The 17,912-nt window shown below is 40.8% G+C and carries 16 protein-coding genes; 3 read left to right on the top strand and 13 right to left on the bottom strand.

The features are described from left to right. Nucleotides 1-69: 69 nt before the first annotated feature. The 6 genes from G3O08_RS03390 to G3O08_RS03365 all read right to left on the bottom strand — a co-directional run bounded on the left by G3O08_RS03390 (nucleotide 70) and on the right by G3O08_RS03365 (nucleotide 4,333). On the bottom strand, nucleotides 70-981 hold the full coding sequence (locus G3O08_RS03390) for a ribonuclease Z (protein ID WP_163283271.1): 912 nt from the start codon (nucleotides 979-981) through the stop codon (nucleotides 70-72). A 61-nt stretch (nucleotides 982-1,042) separates the two neighbouring features. Then, on the bottom strand, nucleotides 1,043-1,780 hold the full coding sequence (locus tag G3O08_RS03385; protein ID WP_163283270.1) for a T9SS type A sorting domain-containing protein: 738 nt from the start codon (nucleotides 1,778-1,780) through the stop codon (nucleotides 1,043-1,045). Beyond that, entirely contained in the window at nucleotides 1,777-2,172 is a 396-nt protein-coding gene (locus G3O08_RS03380) for an STAS domain-containing protein (protein WP_163283269.1), read from the bottom strand. Before G3O08_RS03380 ends, G3O08_RS03385 begins: the two co-directional genes overlap by 4 nt. A gap of 33 nt (nucleotides 2,173-2,205) precedes the next feature. After that, nucleotides 2,206-3,141, bottom strand: a complete 936-nt coding sequence (locus tag G3O08_RS03375) for an aspartate carbamoyltransferase catalytic subunit (protein WP_163283268.1) — start codon at nucleotides 3,139-3,141, stop codon at nucleotides 2,206-2,208. Beyond that, nucleotides 3,138-3,689: a bifunctional pyr operon transcriptional regulator/uracil phosphoribosyltransferase PyrR gene (pyrR, locus tag G3O08_RS03370; RefSeq protein ID WP_163283267.1), complete on the bottom strand. Its 552-nt coding sequence runs from the start codon at nucleotides 3,687-3,689 to the stop codon at nucleotides 3,138-3,140. The genes G3O08_RS03375 and pyrR overlap by 4 nt, the downstream gene beginning before the upstream one ends. A 98-nt stretch (nucleotides 3,690-3,787) precedes the next feature. Beyond that, complete coding sequence (locus G3O08_RS03365) at nucleotides 3,788-4,333, bottom strand: GNAT family N-acetyltransferase (RefSeq protein WP_163283266.1); 546 nt, start codon at nucleotides 4,331-4,333, stop codon at nucleotides 3,788-3,790. A 249-nt stretch (nucleotides 4,334-4,582) separates the two neighbouring features. Here G3O08_RS03365 and lpdA point away from each other — a divergent pair, with 249 nt between their 5' ends. Beyond that, on the top strand, nucleotides 4,583-5,971 hold the full coding sequence (gene lpdA, locus G3O08_RS03360; protein ID WP_163283265.1) for a dihydrolipoyl dehydrogenase: 1,389 nt from the start codon (nucleotides 4,583-4,585) through the stop codon (nucleotides 5,969-5,971). Between the two features lie 118 nt (nucleotides 5,972-6,089). Here lpdA and G3O08_RS03355 read toward each other — a convergent pair whose 3' ends face one another. After that, nucleotides 6,090-6,245 (bottom strand): DUF1328 domain-containing protein, encoded by a 156-nt coding sequence (locus G3O08_RS03355; protein WP_163283264.1) that lies wholly within the window; start codon nucleotides 6,243-6,245, stop codon nucleotides 6,090-6,092. A 356-nt stretch (nucleotides 6,246-6,601) separates the two neighbouring features. Then, nucleotides 6,602-8,305, bottom strand: a complete 1,704-nt coding sequence (locus G3O08_RS03350; protein ID WP_163283263.1) for a pullulanase X25 domain-containing protein — start codon at nucleotides 8,303-8,305, stop codon at nucleotides 6,602-6,604. Between the two features lie 117 nt (nucleotides 8,306-8,422). Between G3O08_RS03350 and G3O08_RS03345 the strand changes: the two genes are divergently transcribed. Then, nucleotides 8,423-10,300 carry an alpha-amylase family glycosyl hydrolase gene (locus G3O08_RS03345; protein ID WP_163283262.1) on the top strand — a complete coding sequence of 626 codons (1,878 nt, stop codon included), beginning with the start codon at nucleotides 8,423-8,425 and terminating at the stop codon, nucleotides 10,298-10,300. Nucleotides 10,301-10,737: 437 nt separating this feature from the next. Here the strand turns inward: G3O08_RS03345 and G3O08_RS03340 are convergent, their stop codons facing one another. The 5 genes from G3O08_RS03340 to G3O08_RS03320 form a co-directional block, all read right to left on the bottom strand. Further along, nucleotides 10,738-12,039 (bottom strand): MFS transporter, encoded by a 1,302-nt coding sequence (locus G3O08_RS03340; protein ID WP_239540890.1) that lies wholly within the window; start codon nucleotides 12,037-12,039, stop codon nucleotides 10,738-10,740. Nucleotides 12,040-12,236: 197 nt separating this feature from the next. Further along, nucleotides 12,237-13,679 carry a T9SS type A sorting domain-containing protein gene (locus G3O08_RS03335; RefSeq protein ID WP_163283261.1) on the bottom strand — a complete coding sequence of 481 codons (1,443 nt, stop codon included), beginning with the start codon at nucleotides 13,677-13,679 and terminating at the stop codon, nucleotides 12,237-12,239. 104 nt (nucleotides 13,680-13,783) lie between these two features. After that, on the bottom strand, nucleotides 13,784-15,427 hold the full coding sequence (pgi, locus tag G3O08_RS03330) for a glucose-6-phosphate isomerase (RefSeq protein ID WP_163283260.1): 1,644 nt from the start codon (nucleotides 15,425-15,427) through the stop codon (nucleotides 13,784-13,786). 15 nt (nucleotides 15,428-15,442) lie between these two features. After that, complete coding sequence (gene fbaA / locus G3O08_RS03325; protein WP_163283259.1) at nucleotides 15,443-16,513, bottom strand: class II fructose-bisphosphate aldolase; 1,071 nt, start codon at nucleotides 16,511-16,513, stop codon at nucleotides 15,443-15,445. Between the two features lie 11 nt (nucleotides 16,514-16,524). After that, on the bottom strand, nucleotides 16,525-16,896 hold the full coding sequence (locus tag G3O08_RS03320) for a methylglyoxal synthase (RefSeq protein WP_163283258.1): 372 nt from the start codon (nucleotides 16,894-16,896) through the stop codon (nucleotides 16,525-16,527). A 207-nt stretch (nucleotides 16,897-17,103) separates the two neighbouring features. Here G3O08_RS03320 and G3O08_RS20870 point away from each other — a divergent pair, with 207 nt between their 5' ends. Further along, nucleotides 17,104-17,241 carry a hypothetical protein gene (locus G3O08_RS20870; protein WP_204336764.1) on the top strand — a complete coding sequence of 46 codons (138 nt, stop codon included), beginning with the start codon at nucleotides 17,104-17,106 and terminating at the stop codon, nucleotides 17,239-17,241. The last annotated feature ends 671 nt before the right edge of the window (nucleotides 17,242-17,912 follow it).

Genomic DNA, 17,912 nt, shown 5'->3' with positions numbered 1-17,912 from the left:
TTAGATTGTTTTTAAATAGCAAAGATAATGCTTAGAATGTTTATTCAAAGTTAAATTTATTCACAGGATTCAAACCTTAAAGCACAATCCTTCATTTGCCAGTACCACTGGTTTAAAAACAGATTCCGCTTCTTCCAAAAAGGGGTTTAGATCGTGATATCGTGCCGAAAAATGCCCAAGTATAAGTTTTCCAACACCCGCCATATTCGCCACTCTCGCCGCATCGCTGGCTGTGCTGTGAAAAGTATCGTAAGCCCTTTGTCTGTCTTTTTCAAGAAATGTAGCCTCATGGTAAAGTAAGTCAACTCCCTGTACCGCATCAATTGTTTTCTCCGCGAAAGCGGTATCGGTGCAAAAAGCATACGATTTTGGTTCTGCCGGATCTAAGGTTAAATCAGCATTTGGAATCACGGTACCATCTTCGAGAATATAATCTGCTCCTGCCTTAATTTGCCGAATGCGAACAAATGGAATAGTGTATTTCTCGATCATTTGGGGAATCATATTTCTGGGTTTTGGCTTTTCAGAAATACGAAAACCGCAGCAAGGCACCCTATGATTTAGCGGAAAGCTCATTACCTGAAGCTTGGCATTTTCCATTATAATTTGGGGCTCATCATAAGAAAGTGGATGCCATTTAAGCTGAAAGCGAAGCCTTGAATAAGAAACACGAAGCTGAATTTCTATAGCTTCCTGGAGTGCCGCATTGGCATAAATGTTCAGATCTTTTGTACGCCCTAGCAAATGCATTGTACTGAGCAAGCCTGGCAAGCCCAAGCAGTGATCGCCATGTAAGTGCGTAATAAACAAATGATTAATCTGTTGAAACTTAATGTTGTATCTGCGCAATTGAAGCTGTGCTCCCTCTCCACAATCAAAAAGAAAATAGTGCTCATCGTGATTTACCAGTTGCGACGTAGGCCAATGCCGCAAGGTGGGTGTAGCAGATCCGCAGCCCAAAATAGTAACTTCAAATTTCATAACACGAAGCTAAGACTTTGAAATTATTCTATAGAAAAACTCGTGATGATAAGCAAAACGCTTAGTGCACAATAACCAGTCGGCTCGTCATCGACTCTCCAAAAGCATCGAGTCTATAAATATATACTCCTTCTGGCAATTGAGAAGTATTATAGTTGATCTTATTTCTTCCTTGCACTACCACCAATTCTTTGGAATGTACCTCCTTACCTACGAGATCGAACACCCGAAACTCTGCCTTCCCGCTTCGCTTTGATTCTAGAAAAAGGCTAGCCGATAAATTCGCGGGATTTGGACGAATGTCTTCCATTTTAAAAGCAAGATTATCATTTTCTTCCAAACCTATCGTACCATCAACGACAATGCGATATCCGGGAACCGGATATGGAATCGCATTAAAATTGGTGTAAACTAACAATTCAACAGTCAGTTCATAAGTACCGGCAGCTGTAGGAATTCCGGAAATTACTGCACAGCCTTCAGTGCCGGCGAGGTAAGTACACTCAGAAACAGTATTGCCTGCACAATCTAAACTAAGCCCAGGTGGTAATCCGGAAATAGCCATTACCATAGCCGAATCAACCGTAATAAAAGGTGCGTTAGCAAAGGTTCCATCGGTGGGAACCTTAACATCAATTTGTTGTGAGTAGATGTTGTTTACTGATCCGGACACAAAATTCACGACAGTATCTGGCGCAACACCAAAAGGCTCGTCGCCAAAATCGGTATTAGGCGTGCACTGACTGTATGAAAGAGCTGCAGTGGCGAGAGAAATGGTTAAGAGTAAAAGTTTTTTCATTGATCCTTTTTTTGTTTTTCATCTTCAAGCTCACGCTCTATTTCGTTCATCATTACCACATCAATAGCTTCATTGCGCGTAGGAGTGATTTCAAAAACAGATGAGAGCTGTGATATATGGACGAGTTTTTCGACTGAGGGTTGCAGGCAACAAATCACAAAACTTCCTTTGTTGTCTTTGCAAAGACGGTTTCCGGTGAGTAATGCACTTAAACCACTTGAATCTACGTATCTGGTTTTTTCCAGGTCGACAATAATATTTTTCTTCCCGCTTTTTATCAAAAATACCAGTTCCGACTTGATGTCTGGTGCGTTTAAAGAGTCTAATTTATCTACCTGCGATTCAACAACTGTGTACTGCTCGCCTTCTATTACTGTAAATTTATCGGTCATATTTAAGTGATGATTGAAGTCAAATATAATAATTTATGAATTGCGTTCTATTTTTCCTGCAAGAAGATAAAGCACCGCCATGCGTATCGCAACACCATTCTCTACTTGCTGGAGAATAATACTCTGCTTACTGTCAGCTACTTCACTCGATATTTCTACCCCTCTATTGATAGGCCCGGGGTGCATAATAATAATTTCTTTTTTCAAAGAATTTAAAATTTCCATCGTTACTCCGTACATCATCGTGTATTCGCGAAGCGAAGGGAAATAAGCAATATCCTGTCTTTCTAATTGAATGCGGAGAATATTTGCCACATCGCACCAGATTAGTGCCTTCTTTAAATTATGTTCCACCTTTACACCTAAAGATTCGATGTACTTTGGAATAAGTGTAGTCGGCCCGCAAACCATCACTTCAGCTCCGAGCTTCTGCAAACAGAGAATATTGCTTAAAGCAACCCGCGAATGCATAATATCGCCCACTATTACCACTTTTTTGCCTTGCAGATCTCCCAGTTTTTCGCGCATCGAAAAAGCATCGAGCAAAGCCTGGGTGGGGTGCTCGTGGGTTCCATCGCCCGCATTTATAATGCTTGCATCGATATGCTGCGATAAGAAATAATGGGCTCCCGGATTGGGATGCCGCATTACCACCATATCTACTTTCATAGAGAGAATATTGTTGACGGTGTCAATCAGCGTTTCTCCTTTTTTAACTGATGATGATGCAGACGAAAAATTAATGATATCTGCCGAAAGGCGTTTCTCTGCCAGCTCAAAACTTAATTTGGTTCGGGTAGAATTTTCAAAAAAGAGATTGGCAATGGTAATATCGCGCAGCGAAGGAACTTTCTTCATCGGACGGTTTATCACCTCTTTAAAATTAGTAGCCGTTTCAAAAATGAGCTCAATATCTTCTCGCGTAAGATTTTTTATTCCCAATAGGTGATTTACGCTCAAGCTGCTCATAATTCTTTTTTCGTGGCGTAAAGAGTTACCTGATCTTTTCCTTCGGTTTCTTTCCAATCAACAGATACACGTTCGCTGGCTATGGCATCTACGGTGCGTCCTCTATAATCGGCTTGTACCGGCAAGTGGCGGCTAAACCTTCTGTCTATCAGCACGAGAAGTTCTACCCTGCTTGGCCTTCCAAACGCGAGAAGGGCATCTAGTCCGGCTCTGATTGTGCGCCCGGTATATAGCACATCATCAATAAGCACAACATTCAGTCCTTCAACATCAAAATTCATTTGGGTCTCACTCGGAATAGCGGGTGTGTCCTTTCGGCGAAAGTCGTCACGGTGAAAAGTAATATCCAGAGCTCCGTGTCGAATTTTGGAAACTCCTGTAAGCTCGTGGAGCACTTTTACAATACGATTGGCAAGAAAAACTCCACGTGGCTGAAGACCAACGATTGCAGTTTTTTCAAAATCGCCGTGATTTTCTATCAATTGCTGGCAGAGCCGCGTGATGGTAATGGCGAGCTGATCGCTATTTAGAATATTTACCGGATTCATTGCGCGGGGTCAAATATAATAAGATGGTTGGAATATTTTAAACGCCGGTCTCAAATCTACCTACGGCATTGGCTTTATTTAAATTCACCTGAAATAGTTCAATTTTCATCTCCAGATCTCATTAGAAAACGGTACCGATTTACTTCCTGCTCAAAATTGAGCGACCCCGGAATTGTAACATAGCGTTTTACAAATTCAAACCCAGCCTTCATCAGCGTTTTATTCGGTGCAGGATTATGCGCGTAAGGCTCGCACCACAGGGTTTCCAGATTGAGTTTTTCGAAAAAAAAGGGAATAGATTGCTTTAAAAGACACACCCCAATTCCTTTTTTTCTGTTCTCAACATTCCAGAGATGGAGGTGCATTGTGGCTTCTTTTCCGAAATTAATTCCATTAACATTGCAATGGCCAATGGGTTTTTTATCATTTTCCCAAATTAATGCCAGCGATTGTTTTTCTGAATAAGGCAGCGCAATTTGCTTTTTCAGCATGGTGGTAAGGCCTTCCCTTTCGGGTAATTTCTTCAAATCTACACCAAGACTCTTTAGAAATTCAAGATCAGATTTTAACCAATAGTCCGCAATGAGCGATATGTCTGACTCGCGGATTTCGCGAATTGACAGGTTTGAAGTTACTTGGTTCATTCTTGTAGAATTTGGTACTTAACAAATTTGATTTAATTATTTCAGAAAATGCCATCCCAAAAGGAAATAATTGTTGAGCATAAAATAAAATTGTCAGAAATCAAACCGCAGAGCTGGCAGATTGACGAATAGCCGCTCTCTTTGACAATCTCATTTGACCCAATTGATGTGAATCGTGGCCGTATTCACCTTTAAAAGTCGGGATTATTCTTAATTTCGCACCGCAATAATGAGAAAAAAAGAACCGAAATGAAATACGACGTTATAGTTTTAGGTAGTGGCCCGGGAGGGTATGTAGCTGCCATTCGCGCAAGCCAGCTTGGACTCAAAACCGCTGTAATAGAACGCGAATCATTGGGTGGTATATGCCTAAACTGGGGCTGTATTCCTACCAAAGCACTTATAAAAAGCGCAAATGTTTTTGATTATATAAACCATGCTGCAGATTACGGCATTTCAATAGCTTCGCCAAAAGCAGATTTTGGTGAAATCATCAAACGCAGCCGCGGCGTAGCCGACGGAATGAACAAAGGCGTTACTTTTCTTCTGAAAAAGAATAAAGTAGATGTAATAATGGGCGAAGGAATGCTTAAGCCCGGTAAAAAAATTGAAGTTACTGATAACGACGGCAAGAAAAGCACGGTAGAAGGCGAAAACATTATTATTGCAACCGGAGCTCGCGCCAAAGAATTGCCGAACATTAAGCTAGACGGAAAGAAAATAATAGAATACCGCAAAGCCATGTCACTGGAGAAGCAACCCAAGAAAATGGTTGTTATGGGAAGTGGTGCAATAGGTTGTGAATTTGCATATTTCTACAGCACCTTAGGTACAGAAGTAACCATTGTGGAATTTCTAGACAATGTGGTGCCGCGCGAAGATGAGGAAGTTTCAAAACAACTTGCCCGAACTTTCAAGAAAAATGGCATTAAAATAATGCTTGGCAGCAGTGTAGATAAAGTTGACACTTCGGGAACTGGCTGTAAAGTACACGTTAAAACAAAGAAAGGTACTGAAGTAGTAGAATGCGATGTAGTACTTAGCGCAGTAGGCGTAACCCCAAACACCGAAAAAATTGGCCTGGCTGAAGTGGGCATTGCTACAGATCGTGGTTTTATTACTGTTGACGAATATTATAAAACCAATATTCCCGGATACTACGCCATCGGCGATTGCATTCCGGGGCCGGCTTTGGCACACGTAGCCAGCGCCGAAGGAATTTTATGTGTTGAGAAGATTAAAGGCGAGAAAGTTGAGCCGATTGACTATGGCAACATTCCAAGTTGTACCTATTGTATGCCCGAAGTGGCAAGCGTGGGTATGACAGAGGCAGAAGCGAAAGCAGCCGGCCATGAAATAAAAGTTGGAAAATTCCCATTTTCAGCTTCCGGAAAAGCGAAAGCAGCCGGCCACAGCGATGGATTTGTAAAGCTTATTTTCGATGCTAAATACGGTGAGCTATTGGGCGGCCATATGATAGGCGCTAATGTTACCGAAATGGTTGCCGAATTGGTTTCTATCCGAAAACTTGAAACTACAGGACACGAAATCATTAAAACCATTCACCCTCACCCTACTATGAGCGAGGCAATTATGGAAGCCGCTGCAGCAGCTTATGATGAGGTAATTCATATTTAAATTTTGATATTTTTCGAAGGTATCTTCGAAAAAAACACCATTTAAAAAACCCTTCCCCTCCGGACAGTGATGTCTCGGATGAGAAGGGTTTAATAGTTTTATTGGTTTTCTAAATTACCTAAAAGGCACTTGAGATAAGTGTAATTATAAGTACAACTAGAAAGATGTAAAAAATGATTTTTGCAATACTTGCAAATCCACTAGCAATTCCTCCAAAGCCTAATACGGCAAATATGAGTGCTAATACTGCGAAGACTATAATCCATGTAATCATAATATTTTATTTTTGATGGTTAATATGGTTTTAGTTAGGCAAATGCAATACCGAAAATTGTATTCCTAATAAATATACAAATAGACGGAGCACCAATTTCTGTTCAATATTTCAATCAAAACAGTATTTAAAAGGCTAACTAATAATATTTTACAGACTGCTTCAAAAAGGAGAATTTGACTGACGTAGTCGTCTGAAATTAAAAAATAGATGAAATAGGGGAATGTAAAATATTAAAAACTGAATATAAAATTCCCCGAAAGTGGGGATTGATTCATCTAAAAACTGTGGAATTAAAAAAAAGAGCGACCTGTATACAGATCGCTCTTCTTAGTAAAGAAAAAACAAAGGAAATATTATCTCACCATCAACTTGTAAACTGAGCGCTCATTCTGCTCATTTACAATATTCAGGAAGTAAATCCCTGCATTAAGGTTTTTAGTATTGATTTCGTTTCGTGTTGAATTCAAAACTACGTTTTCACGAACCGTTTTACCCGTGATATCTACAATACTCATTATTAAGGTATATCCGTTTGGATTTTGAACATCTAAGTAAGTTACCCCATTCGATGGATTCGGGAAAAGATTTACTTCTCCAAGACCAATTTCTTCCAAACCAACTAAATTGCAATTAACACAGGCGTTGTAACATACAATATCAAGTACCATCGCTTCTCCTGTTCTTACCAGAGTTCTGTTAAAGCCACCAATGTCAGTAGCAACTCCACATCCTCCTGCTGCGAAATTTCCGTTTTCTTCAGATGCCACCACATTTGGATCACCATTTGCAAACTTATAAGATATGTCAGCTGAACCAGAAACACCTTCGAATGTTGCTTCATAAATTCCGTCGGCATCAAGATCAGTCATTTGAGTGGCACCACCTTGCCAATCAGGTTCTGTAAAACTACCCATTACCCAAACTCCATCGGGTGAAATAGCTGCAACATCTTCCATGTTAACTCGGAAGGTAATGTCTGATGGATCCGGATATGGAATACAGTCTTCAACACATTGCTCAAAGCATCGTGTAAGAGAAAAAATCTCATCTTCTACTACAGTAAAATCACGGTTGTCTGTGCCATCTCCTTGACATGATGATGGGACATTTTCCCAACCTCCACTTCCATTTTTAAATTTAAATTGATAAATTCCTGGTAACAAAAGCAGCTCAATAGTGTAAGTGCCGTCGCCATTGTCTGTCATTAATTCATCAGAAAATCCATTAAAAGAGCCTGCCGCAAAAACTTCGCCATTTGTAACAGTCTCGTTACTCATATCCACTGTGAGAATTACATTTGGTTCAGCACAAGTTTCGCAAGCTTCGAAGCAATATGCCGGAGTTGACACCCCACCTGCTACGACTTCTAAGGTTCTATTTAAATCGCCATTCGCACAAAAAGGTAATTCATCTTGACCAAATCCATTCCATTCATCCGTGCCCCAAAAATCTCCATTAAAAAATTTATATTCATATGTACCAGGCTCATCAACATAAGTTATATATGCATACTCATCAGGGTTGATCATCATTGCAGTTCCATACTCTGGCTCCCACGTAGGCGTAATTAAATCACCCGCTACATGAACACCAAGAGGAGAAACTTCGGTTACCTGAGAAACATTGGTAACCAATCGAACAGGAATCATTCCTTCAGGCGCTGCACCTGCATAAATTACAGCAGGCAAGGTTAAACCGCCGTTATCCGCATGCCAACCTGTAACTGCAAAACCACGGTCATTACCGATTCTAGCAATCGCTGGGACATTTTCGTCACTACCCCATGCATTACCATTTACATATTTAAAGCCGTAAGTTCCCGGCGGAACATCTACTGTAAGAGAGTAAATTCCATCTAAGTTATCATCGGTCATTTCAGCAGTTCCTGGCTGCCAATCATCAGGAAATCCGGCTTCCAATTGCCAAGCTCCAGCTACGTGAACTCCGTTTGGAGAAACGGTTTGTCCGTTCATATCCACTTGAAATGTTACACTCACCTGTGCCATTGCGGATGCACCGAAAATAGCAGAGAGTGCCAAAAGGTAAATTTTCTTCATTTTATTACTTTTTAAGGTTTCGAAAAAGACTTATTGTCCTTTTAACACTAACAAATTTAATCTAAATTAGGCAAATCAAAAATTTTTAGCTCAATCAAATCATCGAAAAAGACCTAAATGACTACATATCAAACAAATAAGTTTTTATTCATCCTTGTATTCACACTACTCATATTCGACAATTTTGTGTGTAGAGCAGAGAAGAGCGACATCGAACTAGCCAAATCGAAACAATTTCAACACATCGACCCTCCAAACTGGTGGGTGGGAATGGCCGATGAAAATCTTGAAATTCTTATTCACCAAAAAGGCGTTTCTGCAAATTCGTTTTCAATTAAAAATAATTCAGAAAACGTAACTCTAAAAAGCGTGAATATCCTTCCCGGCAAAAATTATGTCGTTCTCCACCTGTCCATTTCCGCGAAAGCGAAACCCCAAACGATAACAATAGAAAGTAGCGGAAAGGCCGGGAAGTTTGCAGTTGATTACAGACTCGATGCACGAAAAGCCCATAACCGGGGGCTTGATCAAAAAGATGCGATTTATTTAATTACACCCGATAGATTTGCCAATGGCGATCTCGGCAACGACAGCTTTGAAGATATGAACCAAACAGGCGCAAACAGAGCCGAACCCTACGAAAGACATGGAGGAGATATACAGGGAATAATCAATAATCTGAACTATATACAAGAATTAGGAATGACCGCACTCTGGCCAAACCCACTGCTCGAAAATGACCAACCCGAGGAATCTTACCACGGATACGCCTTTACCGATTATTATAAAATTGATAAGCGTTTTGGTACAAATGCCCTCTACGCTGCACTTTCTGACTCGCTGCACAACCGTGGTATGAAATTGATTCAAGATGTGGTTTATAACCACATTGGCAACGAACATTACCTGTTTAAAGATTTACCGGACTCTTCGTGGTTTCACTTTTGGAATACCTATACCCGCACGAATTACCGCGCCCCATTACTTATGGATAGGTACGCTTCCGCGAATGAAAAAAACGTTTTTACCGATGGCTGGTTTGACAAACACATGCCCGATTTGAATCAAAAAAATGAGACTCTGGCAAAATATCTGATTCAGCAAACGCTTTGGTGGATTGAAAAGTACCAAATTGATGCCTTACGGATTGATACTTACGCCTATCCCGACCAAGATTTTATGCGCGAATGGGCTAAGCAGGTAAAAGAGGATTTTCCGGATATTTTTCTCTTTGCAGAAACGTGGGTGCACGGCTCGACAGTTCAGGGCTGGTTTATAGGAAATGGATTGGCTCCGGAAGAAAATTCCCTGGATGGGTTAACCGATTTTCAGTTATACTACGCCATTAATGACGCGCTTACCAAAGAGCAAAACTGGACTGAAGGTATAAGTAAGCTGTACTACACGCTTGCCGCAGACTACATTTACGAACAGCCTGAAAACATGGTCACCTTTTTGGATAACCACGATTTGGCGCGGTTTTTTGGATATGTAAATGGCGATATCCGCAAAATGAAAATGGGTCTTGCGCTGATGTTTACCATGCGGGGCATTCCAAGCATTTATTACGGCACCGAAACACTGATGCGCGAAACAGAAGGACACGGCAAAATACGTGAAGATTTTATGGGTGGCTGGCAGGGCGACTCACTCAATAAGTTTACACCACAAGGTCGATCAGAAGTTGAAAATGAAATTTACGACTACATAAAATCGCTTTCCGATTTCCGCAAAACCAATGCTGCCATTTATGAAGGTAAAACCACACAATTCATACCCGTTGATGGATTGTACGTTTATTTTCGTCACAGCGGCAGCGATTTAGTGATGGTGGCAGTAAACACTTCTCAAGAGAAACGAATTATTTTGAGATCGAACTATGCAGAATTGCTGGATGGAAAATCCCTCCTTCGGAATTTAAATGGAGAAGAAAAGGCGATTGACGACAAAATAGAAATCGCACCGTTTGAGACTTTTATCTGGGAAGTGAGGTAGGTTTTCTGGTTTTTGGTGCTTGGTTTTTGGTTTCGCGGTCGCCAAGCTTACCGGTTGGAGACGCCTTGCCCGGTGTCTCGCCAGGTTTAGTGGTATTAAAACCATTTAGAAATCACATCCAAACATCCTGTGAATTTGCAAAATCCATCTATGAAACAGAAAGCCTGGCGAGAGGCCAGAAGAAAATCAGCCTAGCCCCAACCTTTGGTTTTTACGGGTTTTCAACGGGACGCTAGCCTGGGCGTCCTTTCGGACTATGTTCAAAATACGTCATCACAATAATTGGCGAAGGGTGGATACCCTTCGCAGCGGCGGCTCGTGACTAGCGACTCGTGACTAGCGACTAGAGACTAGCGACTAGAGACTAGCGACTAGAGACTAGCGACTAGAGACTAGCGACTAGAGACTAGCGACTAGAGACTAGCGACTCAAAAAGTTTAATCCGTATCCTTAACAAGCAGCGTAAGAAGGCCCGCTAAAAACATGGCAACTCCGCCAATTATCAAAGCATAAATCGAATCATTGCCGAAAAATGTTTTGAGTAAGTAGCCCAAAATACTTGCAGCCACAATCTGTGGAATGACGATAAAGAAATTGAAAACTCCCATATAATAGCCCATTTTATTTGCCGGCAAGGCACCCGCCAGCATGGCATAAGGCATGGAGAGTATACTTGACCAGGCTATTCCCACACCTATCATTGGAAGAAAAAGCATAGCAGGATCGGTTATGTAAAAAATGGAAATCAGCCCAATTCCACCGGCGAAAAGGCAAACCAAATGGGTAATTTTTCGATTGGTAAGTTTGGCAAATACAGGTAGTATAAAAGCAAAAATTGCAGCCACGCCATTGTAAATAGCGAAAAGAACACCAACCCAATCGGCTCCTTCATTATATAATGCCGATGTGGTATCGTCGGTTCCATAAATATGACTGGTAACGCCGCTCGTTGTATAAATCCACATGGCGAAAAGCGCAAACCAGGAAAAGAACTGAACGAATGCCAGCTGCTTCATGGTTTTTGGCATTGAGAAAATACCGAGAAAAGCTTCTTTCAATCCACTAAACACTCCTTTCTTTTCAGCTTTCTCTGCCAGAAATGCTTCCATATCTTCCGGCGGATATTCTTTGGTTTTAACAATCGTGTATATCACAGCCCCCAGAAACGCTGCTGCTCCAATATAGAATGAGTAACGTACCGAATCGGGAATAATACCTTCGGGTGCTGTATTACTCACACCAAACCAATTGGTAAAAATATAGGGAAGCATCGAAGCGATTACTGCACCGGTACCGATAAAAAAGCTCTGCATGGCAAAACCTTTTGTGCGCTGATCATCCGGTAATTTGTCGCCTACAAAAGCACGGAATGGTTCCATTGAAATATTGATAGAACCATCCATGAGCCAAAGCGTACCGGCGGCAATCCACAGAGTGGGACTATTGGGCATAACGATAAGTGCAAACGAAGCGAGAATGGCGCCGGCGAGAAAGAACGGCCTCCTTCTACCGAGCTTGTTCCAGGTGCGGTCGCTATAATAGCCGACTATTGGCTGCACGAGCAAACCTGTTACGGGCGCAGCGAGCCAAAGAATAGGCAGGGCATCTTTACTGGCACCAAGTGTTTCAAATATGCGACTTACATTGGCATTTTGAAGTGCAAAACCAAATTGAATTCCGAGGAATCCAAAACTCATATTCCAAATTTCCCAAAATCCGAGGCGTGGCTTTTGCTGCATAATCTAACTCTTTAAAAGATGCGGGCAAGATAGAAAAAAATGTCTTCGTGTCATATATACACTTAAAAACAGAAATGATAATGCAGCCATAAAAAAATAGGGAAGAGATCTAAAAGATCTCTTCCCTATAAACTTGTTGCCGTCAGTGACCAATATAATTTGGAAAACCCTGAAAGCTTCTGCGATAAATCGCCTTATTATTCGCGAATTACGCGTGCGTAATCTGTTCCGGCATTATGGAAAAACCTAAAGGTGTAAACGCCTGAAGGATAAGGATACAAATCAAAAACAACTTCTTTTGTACTACTAAATTCACGTATAGCAACCTGGCTACCAAGTTGATTGTAAACACGATAGTAACCGGCTCTATTTGTACCAAAATTAAACACTACTCTCCCCATAGTTGGATTTGGATACGACCTCACCTGTCTAAGAGATTGTTTAGTCATCGCCGGATTTAGTCCGAGTGCATTACCAAGGCTAACGTTATCGAGTAAAAGAACACTGCCGTCTATTGCCGTTATGTTTTCTGTCTCAATACTCGATTTAAATTCAATACTCATATGAGTTGCAACGATCTCCTGCTCCTCTAATTCATTTCCAAATGGAAATTCAATTAGTTGATAGTTTTCATTTGATGTGAGCTCGATGCTATGTTCGTAAACGGGTGTATAGCTACCGCTAGACTCATTGTAAAACACAAGTTTGGCTTCTCCCATATCGTCCTGTGCTAAATAATAATACATAAATGATAAAATAGTCATATCGCCCAATGCGATAGTTGGTGCAATCCCACCTTCTTCATTTTTCTCTCCCATTAGCGCGTATCCCACATCTACATTATCATTGCGCAACGTTGAATTCAATCTAAGGGCAAATGAACCTTGATACGAATCAAGAGATTTCTGGTAATTTTGATCGAATGGATGTATATCTACATAGCAATCGCCCGGCACGTATAGTGGCTCCACATACGACCAGAATTCAAAGTCGCCTCCTTGAAAAGTACTTTCCGAACCTATAAAAGCGATATTATCAACCTCCATAAAGGAACCTTCGGCAAATGGCAAATCCTCATTAATAAGATCTGCAGATGCAAGAGCGACGACGCAGGTATTTGCTGACGGATCTATAGGATTGTCAAATAAAAATTCAGTATTGCTCCAATCCTGACTTCCCGAAATAGGAAAAAAATAGGTTCCCGGGCCATAATTCCCTTCGCCTACGGGAGTATTTCCGTTCTTAAATTGCACAATTACAAAACCTTCACGATCAAGCATATCGTAATTTAAGTCCATTGATATACCGGTCATATTGACATCCGAAATTGGATTGCCGGCGCTAAACACCATATCCTCAGAAGGAACTTTCCCAAAAATAAAAAATCCCGGCTGTACATTTTCTGTACCCATAATATTTTCTATTCGCACAAAGGAATTACCGTTTACTTCTTCTTTGGTAACATTGAGAAGCCCATTATCAAAATAGGTTTCATAATTTGAACTCATCGTTGCTGAAGCCCCGGAAGGATGTTGAAATAGAAGCACTTTGTCCCATCTTTCAAAATCACCATTACTAATTTGCGCATTGGCAGAAAAAGCCACCGCACCCATAAACAAGGGGAGTAAAATTTTTTTCATCGTTTTAGTTTTTCGTTTCTTAGCTTGTCTTTCGACGTGCAAGGTTTCGCAATTTCATACGACCTTAACAAAAAACTTGTTTCAAAAATGGTGATAAACGATACTTAGCGCATTGCCTTAAAGGCATTGATAAGTCCATTTGTACTCGCATCGTGCGAATTTACCAGCTCGGATGATTCGAGTTCTGGAAGAATTTTTTGAGCCAGCACTTTTCCAAGCTCTACGCCCCATTGGTCAAAGCTGTACACATTCCAAATAACACCCTGCACGAAAATTTTGTGTTCGTACATGGCTATAAGGCTACCGAGGGTATGGGGATTTATTTTCTTAACAAGAATAGAATTTGTGGGATTGTCACCCTCAAAAACCTTGTGTGGCAATAGCTCTTCTATTTCTTTGGGTGATTTTCCTGCTGCTTCAAGGTCGGTTTTGGCTTCCGCCGATGTTTTGCCATTCATTAAAGCTTCTGTTTGGGCAAAGAAGTTTGCCATTAACTTTACGTGGTGATTGCCGATGGGATTTTGACTTTGAGCCGGTGCAATAAAATCGCAGGGAATGAACTTCGTACCCTGATGAATAAGCTGATAAAATGCGTGCTGCCCATTGGTGCCGGGCTCTCCCCAAATAATCGGACCGGTTTGATAAGAGACTGTTTTTCCGTTTCTATCAACAGACTTTCCATTACTCTCCATATCGCCCTGCTGAAAATAGGCGGCAAATCTGTGCATGTACTGATCGTAAGGCAAAATAGCCTGACTTTGAGCATCGAAAAAATTATTGTACCAGATTCCGAGCAAGGCCAAAACGGCTGGCATACTTGCCGTGCGCTTTTCGCGAAAATGGGTATCCATTGCGGCAGCACCTTTCAGCAAATCCGAAAAATTATCATAACCAATAGCCAGCGAAATGGAAAGTCCAATAGCCGACCAAAGCGAATACCGCCCTCCTACCCAATCCCAAAAGCGGAACATGTTATCGGGGTGAATACCAAATTTCTGCACAGCTTCCACATTGGTAGAAAGTGCAATGAAATGCTGTTCAATATCTTTTTCAGAACCACCATTTTCCAAAAACCACTTTCGGGCTGTGTGCGCATTGGTCATTGTTTCCTGTGTGGTAAAAGTTTTGGAAGCAATGATGAAAAGCGTGGTTTCAGGATCTATAAGTTTAAAGGCTTCAGCAATATGCGTTGCGTCAACATTGCTTACAAAGTGCAGTTTTAGATGATTTGAATACGCTTTGAGCGCTTCGGTAACCATGACCGGCCCAAGGTCAGATCCGCCAATTCCAATGTTTACAATGTGCTGGATTGGTTTACCCGTAAATCCTTTCCACTGCCCAGAAATCACCTTTTCAGAAAAGGATTTCATTTGGCTTTGAACCGCACGTATTTCAGGAATAATATTCTCGCCGTCAATTATAATTGGGGCATCACTTTGCGTACGGAGTGCCGTATGCAAAACAGCTCTGCCCTCTGTTTCATTGATTTCCGCTCCCGAAAACATTGCTTCAATGGCCTCATTGAGTTTGCACTCTTTTGCCAAATCAGTAAGAGTGCTCATCACCGCATCATCTATTTTATTCTTGCTATAATCAAGCAGAATATTTTCAAAGCATGAAGTAAGCTTTTTAAACCTATCTTGATCTTGCTTAAAAAGCTGGCGCATGGAAATATTATTCATGCGCGCGGCATGATCTTTTAAAATCTTATATGAGTCCGTATCGGCAAAGGAAACTTTGGGCAGCATAAAAATCGAAGAAGATTAAGCGTTTTTATTTACGCAATTCAAATCTTCAAAGGCTTGTTTAAGTCGTTGAACAAAAGTCTCTTCGCCTTTGCGCAACCACACGCGTGGATCGTAGTATTTCTTATTCGGTTTGTCATCGCCATCAGGATTTCCGATTTGCGATTGCAAAAATCCTTCATTTGATTTGTAGTAATTCTTTACGCCATCCCAATATGCCCATTGCATGTCGGTATCGATATTCATTTTAATGGCACCATAAGATATTGCTTCGCGGATTTCGGCTTGCGAAGAACCGCTACCACCGTGAAAAACAAAGTTTACAGGCTGCTCACCGGTATTGAATTTCTTGATAATATAATCTTGCGAATTTTTAAGAATAATGGGTTTCAGCGAAACGTTTCCGGGTTTGTAAACTCCGTGTACATTTCCAAAAGCGGCGGCAATCGTAAAATTATCTGAAATAGCTTTTAGCTTTTCGTAAGCATAAGCCACTTCTTCGGGCTGTGTATAAAGCTTTGAGCTATCCACATCTGAATTGTCCACGCCATCTTCTTCACCGCCTGTTACACCAAGTTCTATTTCTAGAGTCATGCCCATTTTGTTCATGCGTTCAAAATAGCGTGCACTGGTTTCAATGTTTTCTTCAATGGGCTCTTCGCTAAGATCAAGCATGTGCGAGCTGTAAAGCGGCTGGCCGTTTTTCTTGTAATAAGCTTCGCCGGCATCGAGTAATCCGTCAATCCACGGAAGGAGTTTTTTGGCAGCATGATCTGTATGCAATACTACTGGCACACCGTATGCTTTTGCCATTTCGTGTACGTGAAGCGCACCGCTCACACCGCCTGCTACAGCGGCTTTTTGGTTTTCATTGCTAAGGCCTTTTCCGGCAAAAAAGTGTGCACCTCCATTCGAAAATTGAATCATAACCGGTGAGTTGAGGTCGCGGGCAGTTTCCAAAACAGCATTTACAGAATTGGTTCCAATGACATTAACGGCGGGCAGTGCAAAATCATTTTGGTTGGCATAATTTAGCAGATCGGTAACTTCTTGACCATGAAGCACTCCTGAACGAAATTTCTTATTCATCTTAACTATTTTTACGGTTGTTCAAATCCTTTTATTATCAATTCGGCCGTGGCCGGGTTGGTTGCCAAAGGTACATTATGCACATCACATATCCGCATAAGCATGGCAATATCGGGCTCATGGGGGTGTCGATCAAGGGGATCACGAAAAAAGAACACTGCTGTTATGGCACCTTCTGTAACCATTGCCGCTATTTGCGCATCGCCACCACGCGGCCCTGAAGCTACTTTTTGCACGTCGAGTCCTGCGCGCTCTACGTGCATTCCGGTGGTACCTGTAGCTACCAGTTGTACATCGTTGCGTTGTAAAAATTCATGATGATCTGTTAGAAAACGAACCATTTCGGCTTTTTTTCCATCGTGTGCAATTATGGCGAGTTTCATGTTTTTTTCATTTTAATTCGATTATCTTCATGCCTCTTTATTCCTCAAGGCTATCCAATCTCCACGGCCAAATATAGTTCAACTACATATACTATCCCTAAATTTGAAAAGGTGGATATACTATTTTTTTGCGCAATTCTCTTTAGAATAATTTCTCAAGTGCAAATTATACAGGTGGCATTTCATTTGGAAAAAAATATTTTAAACATGAATAAAGTTTCATTCCGAAATTCAGAAATAAACCCGCTTCTACAGCAGGTTTTGATTGGCTCACAACACCACTTAAGTTATAATAATATCGACTTTCGAATCATAAAGTGGGATATTATCAGCGAAACTATATAATATGCAAACAAATCTCTGAATTCCCTTAATCTAATTAGTTTATAGATATTTGAGAGGCATATTGCAGAATCCAAAACTATTCCTACATTTTCGAAAAATGACGCATGTATCTGCTTAATTTTATAATTTTGAACCTCCTACCAACTCATTAAGTAGTTAATAAAGTTCAAATTTTGATTTTTAATTTCACTTTTAAGTGAAATTATCTACATTTGTACAATATCAAAATGAAATGCAAACTCGTTAAAATTAAATTGCTCAGTGGGAAAAAAGCATCAATCTACTCGATCATTCTTGCAGATGAAAATGATGATTTTCTAAAAGATAGTCTACTGGAATTATTTTTAGAAGAATTTACGTAAAAGTTTAAAAATGAAACCATTGATATACTAAAACGTTTAAAATCGATAGGGAGCAGAGGAGTATTTCTTTAAAACAAAAGAAGGAAAACCAGGAGAGCTCTTTACGACAAACCTAATAGCAACCTTCGCCTCTATTGTATTAGATTCGGAAAAGGTGTACTTATAGTTGGAAGTGGAGGTTTTAAATCGAAATCCATACGTTCTTTACAAAAAGATGATATGCTTCAAAACACAAATTACTTTCTTCGATCTATTTCAACGCACATGGGAGAGCTAATGCGATATAAAGAGTTGGCTTTTTCTGATAAC

Source organism: Cryomorpha ignava, assembly GCF_010686655.1.
GTDB classification, from domain to species: Bacteria; Bacteroidota; Bacteroidia; order Flavobacteriales_D; family Cryomorphaceae; genus Cryomorpha; species Cryomorpha ignava.
The sequence above is the reverse complement of the archived record's forward strand: the minus strand, read 5'-3'. Positions and strand labels throughout refer to the sequence as shown.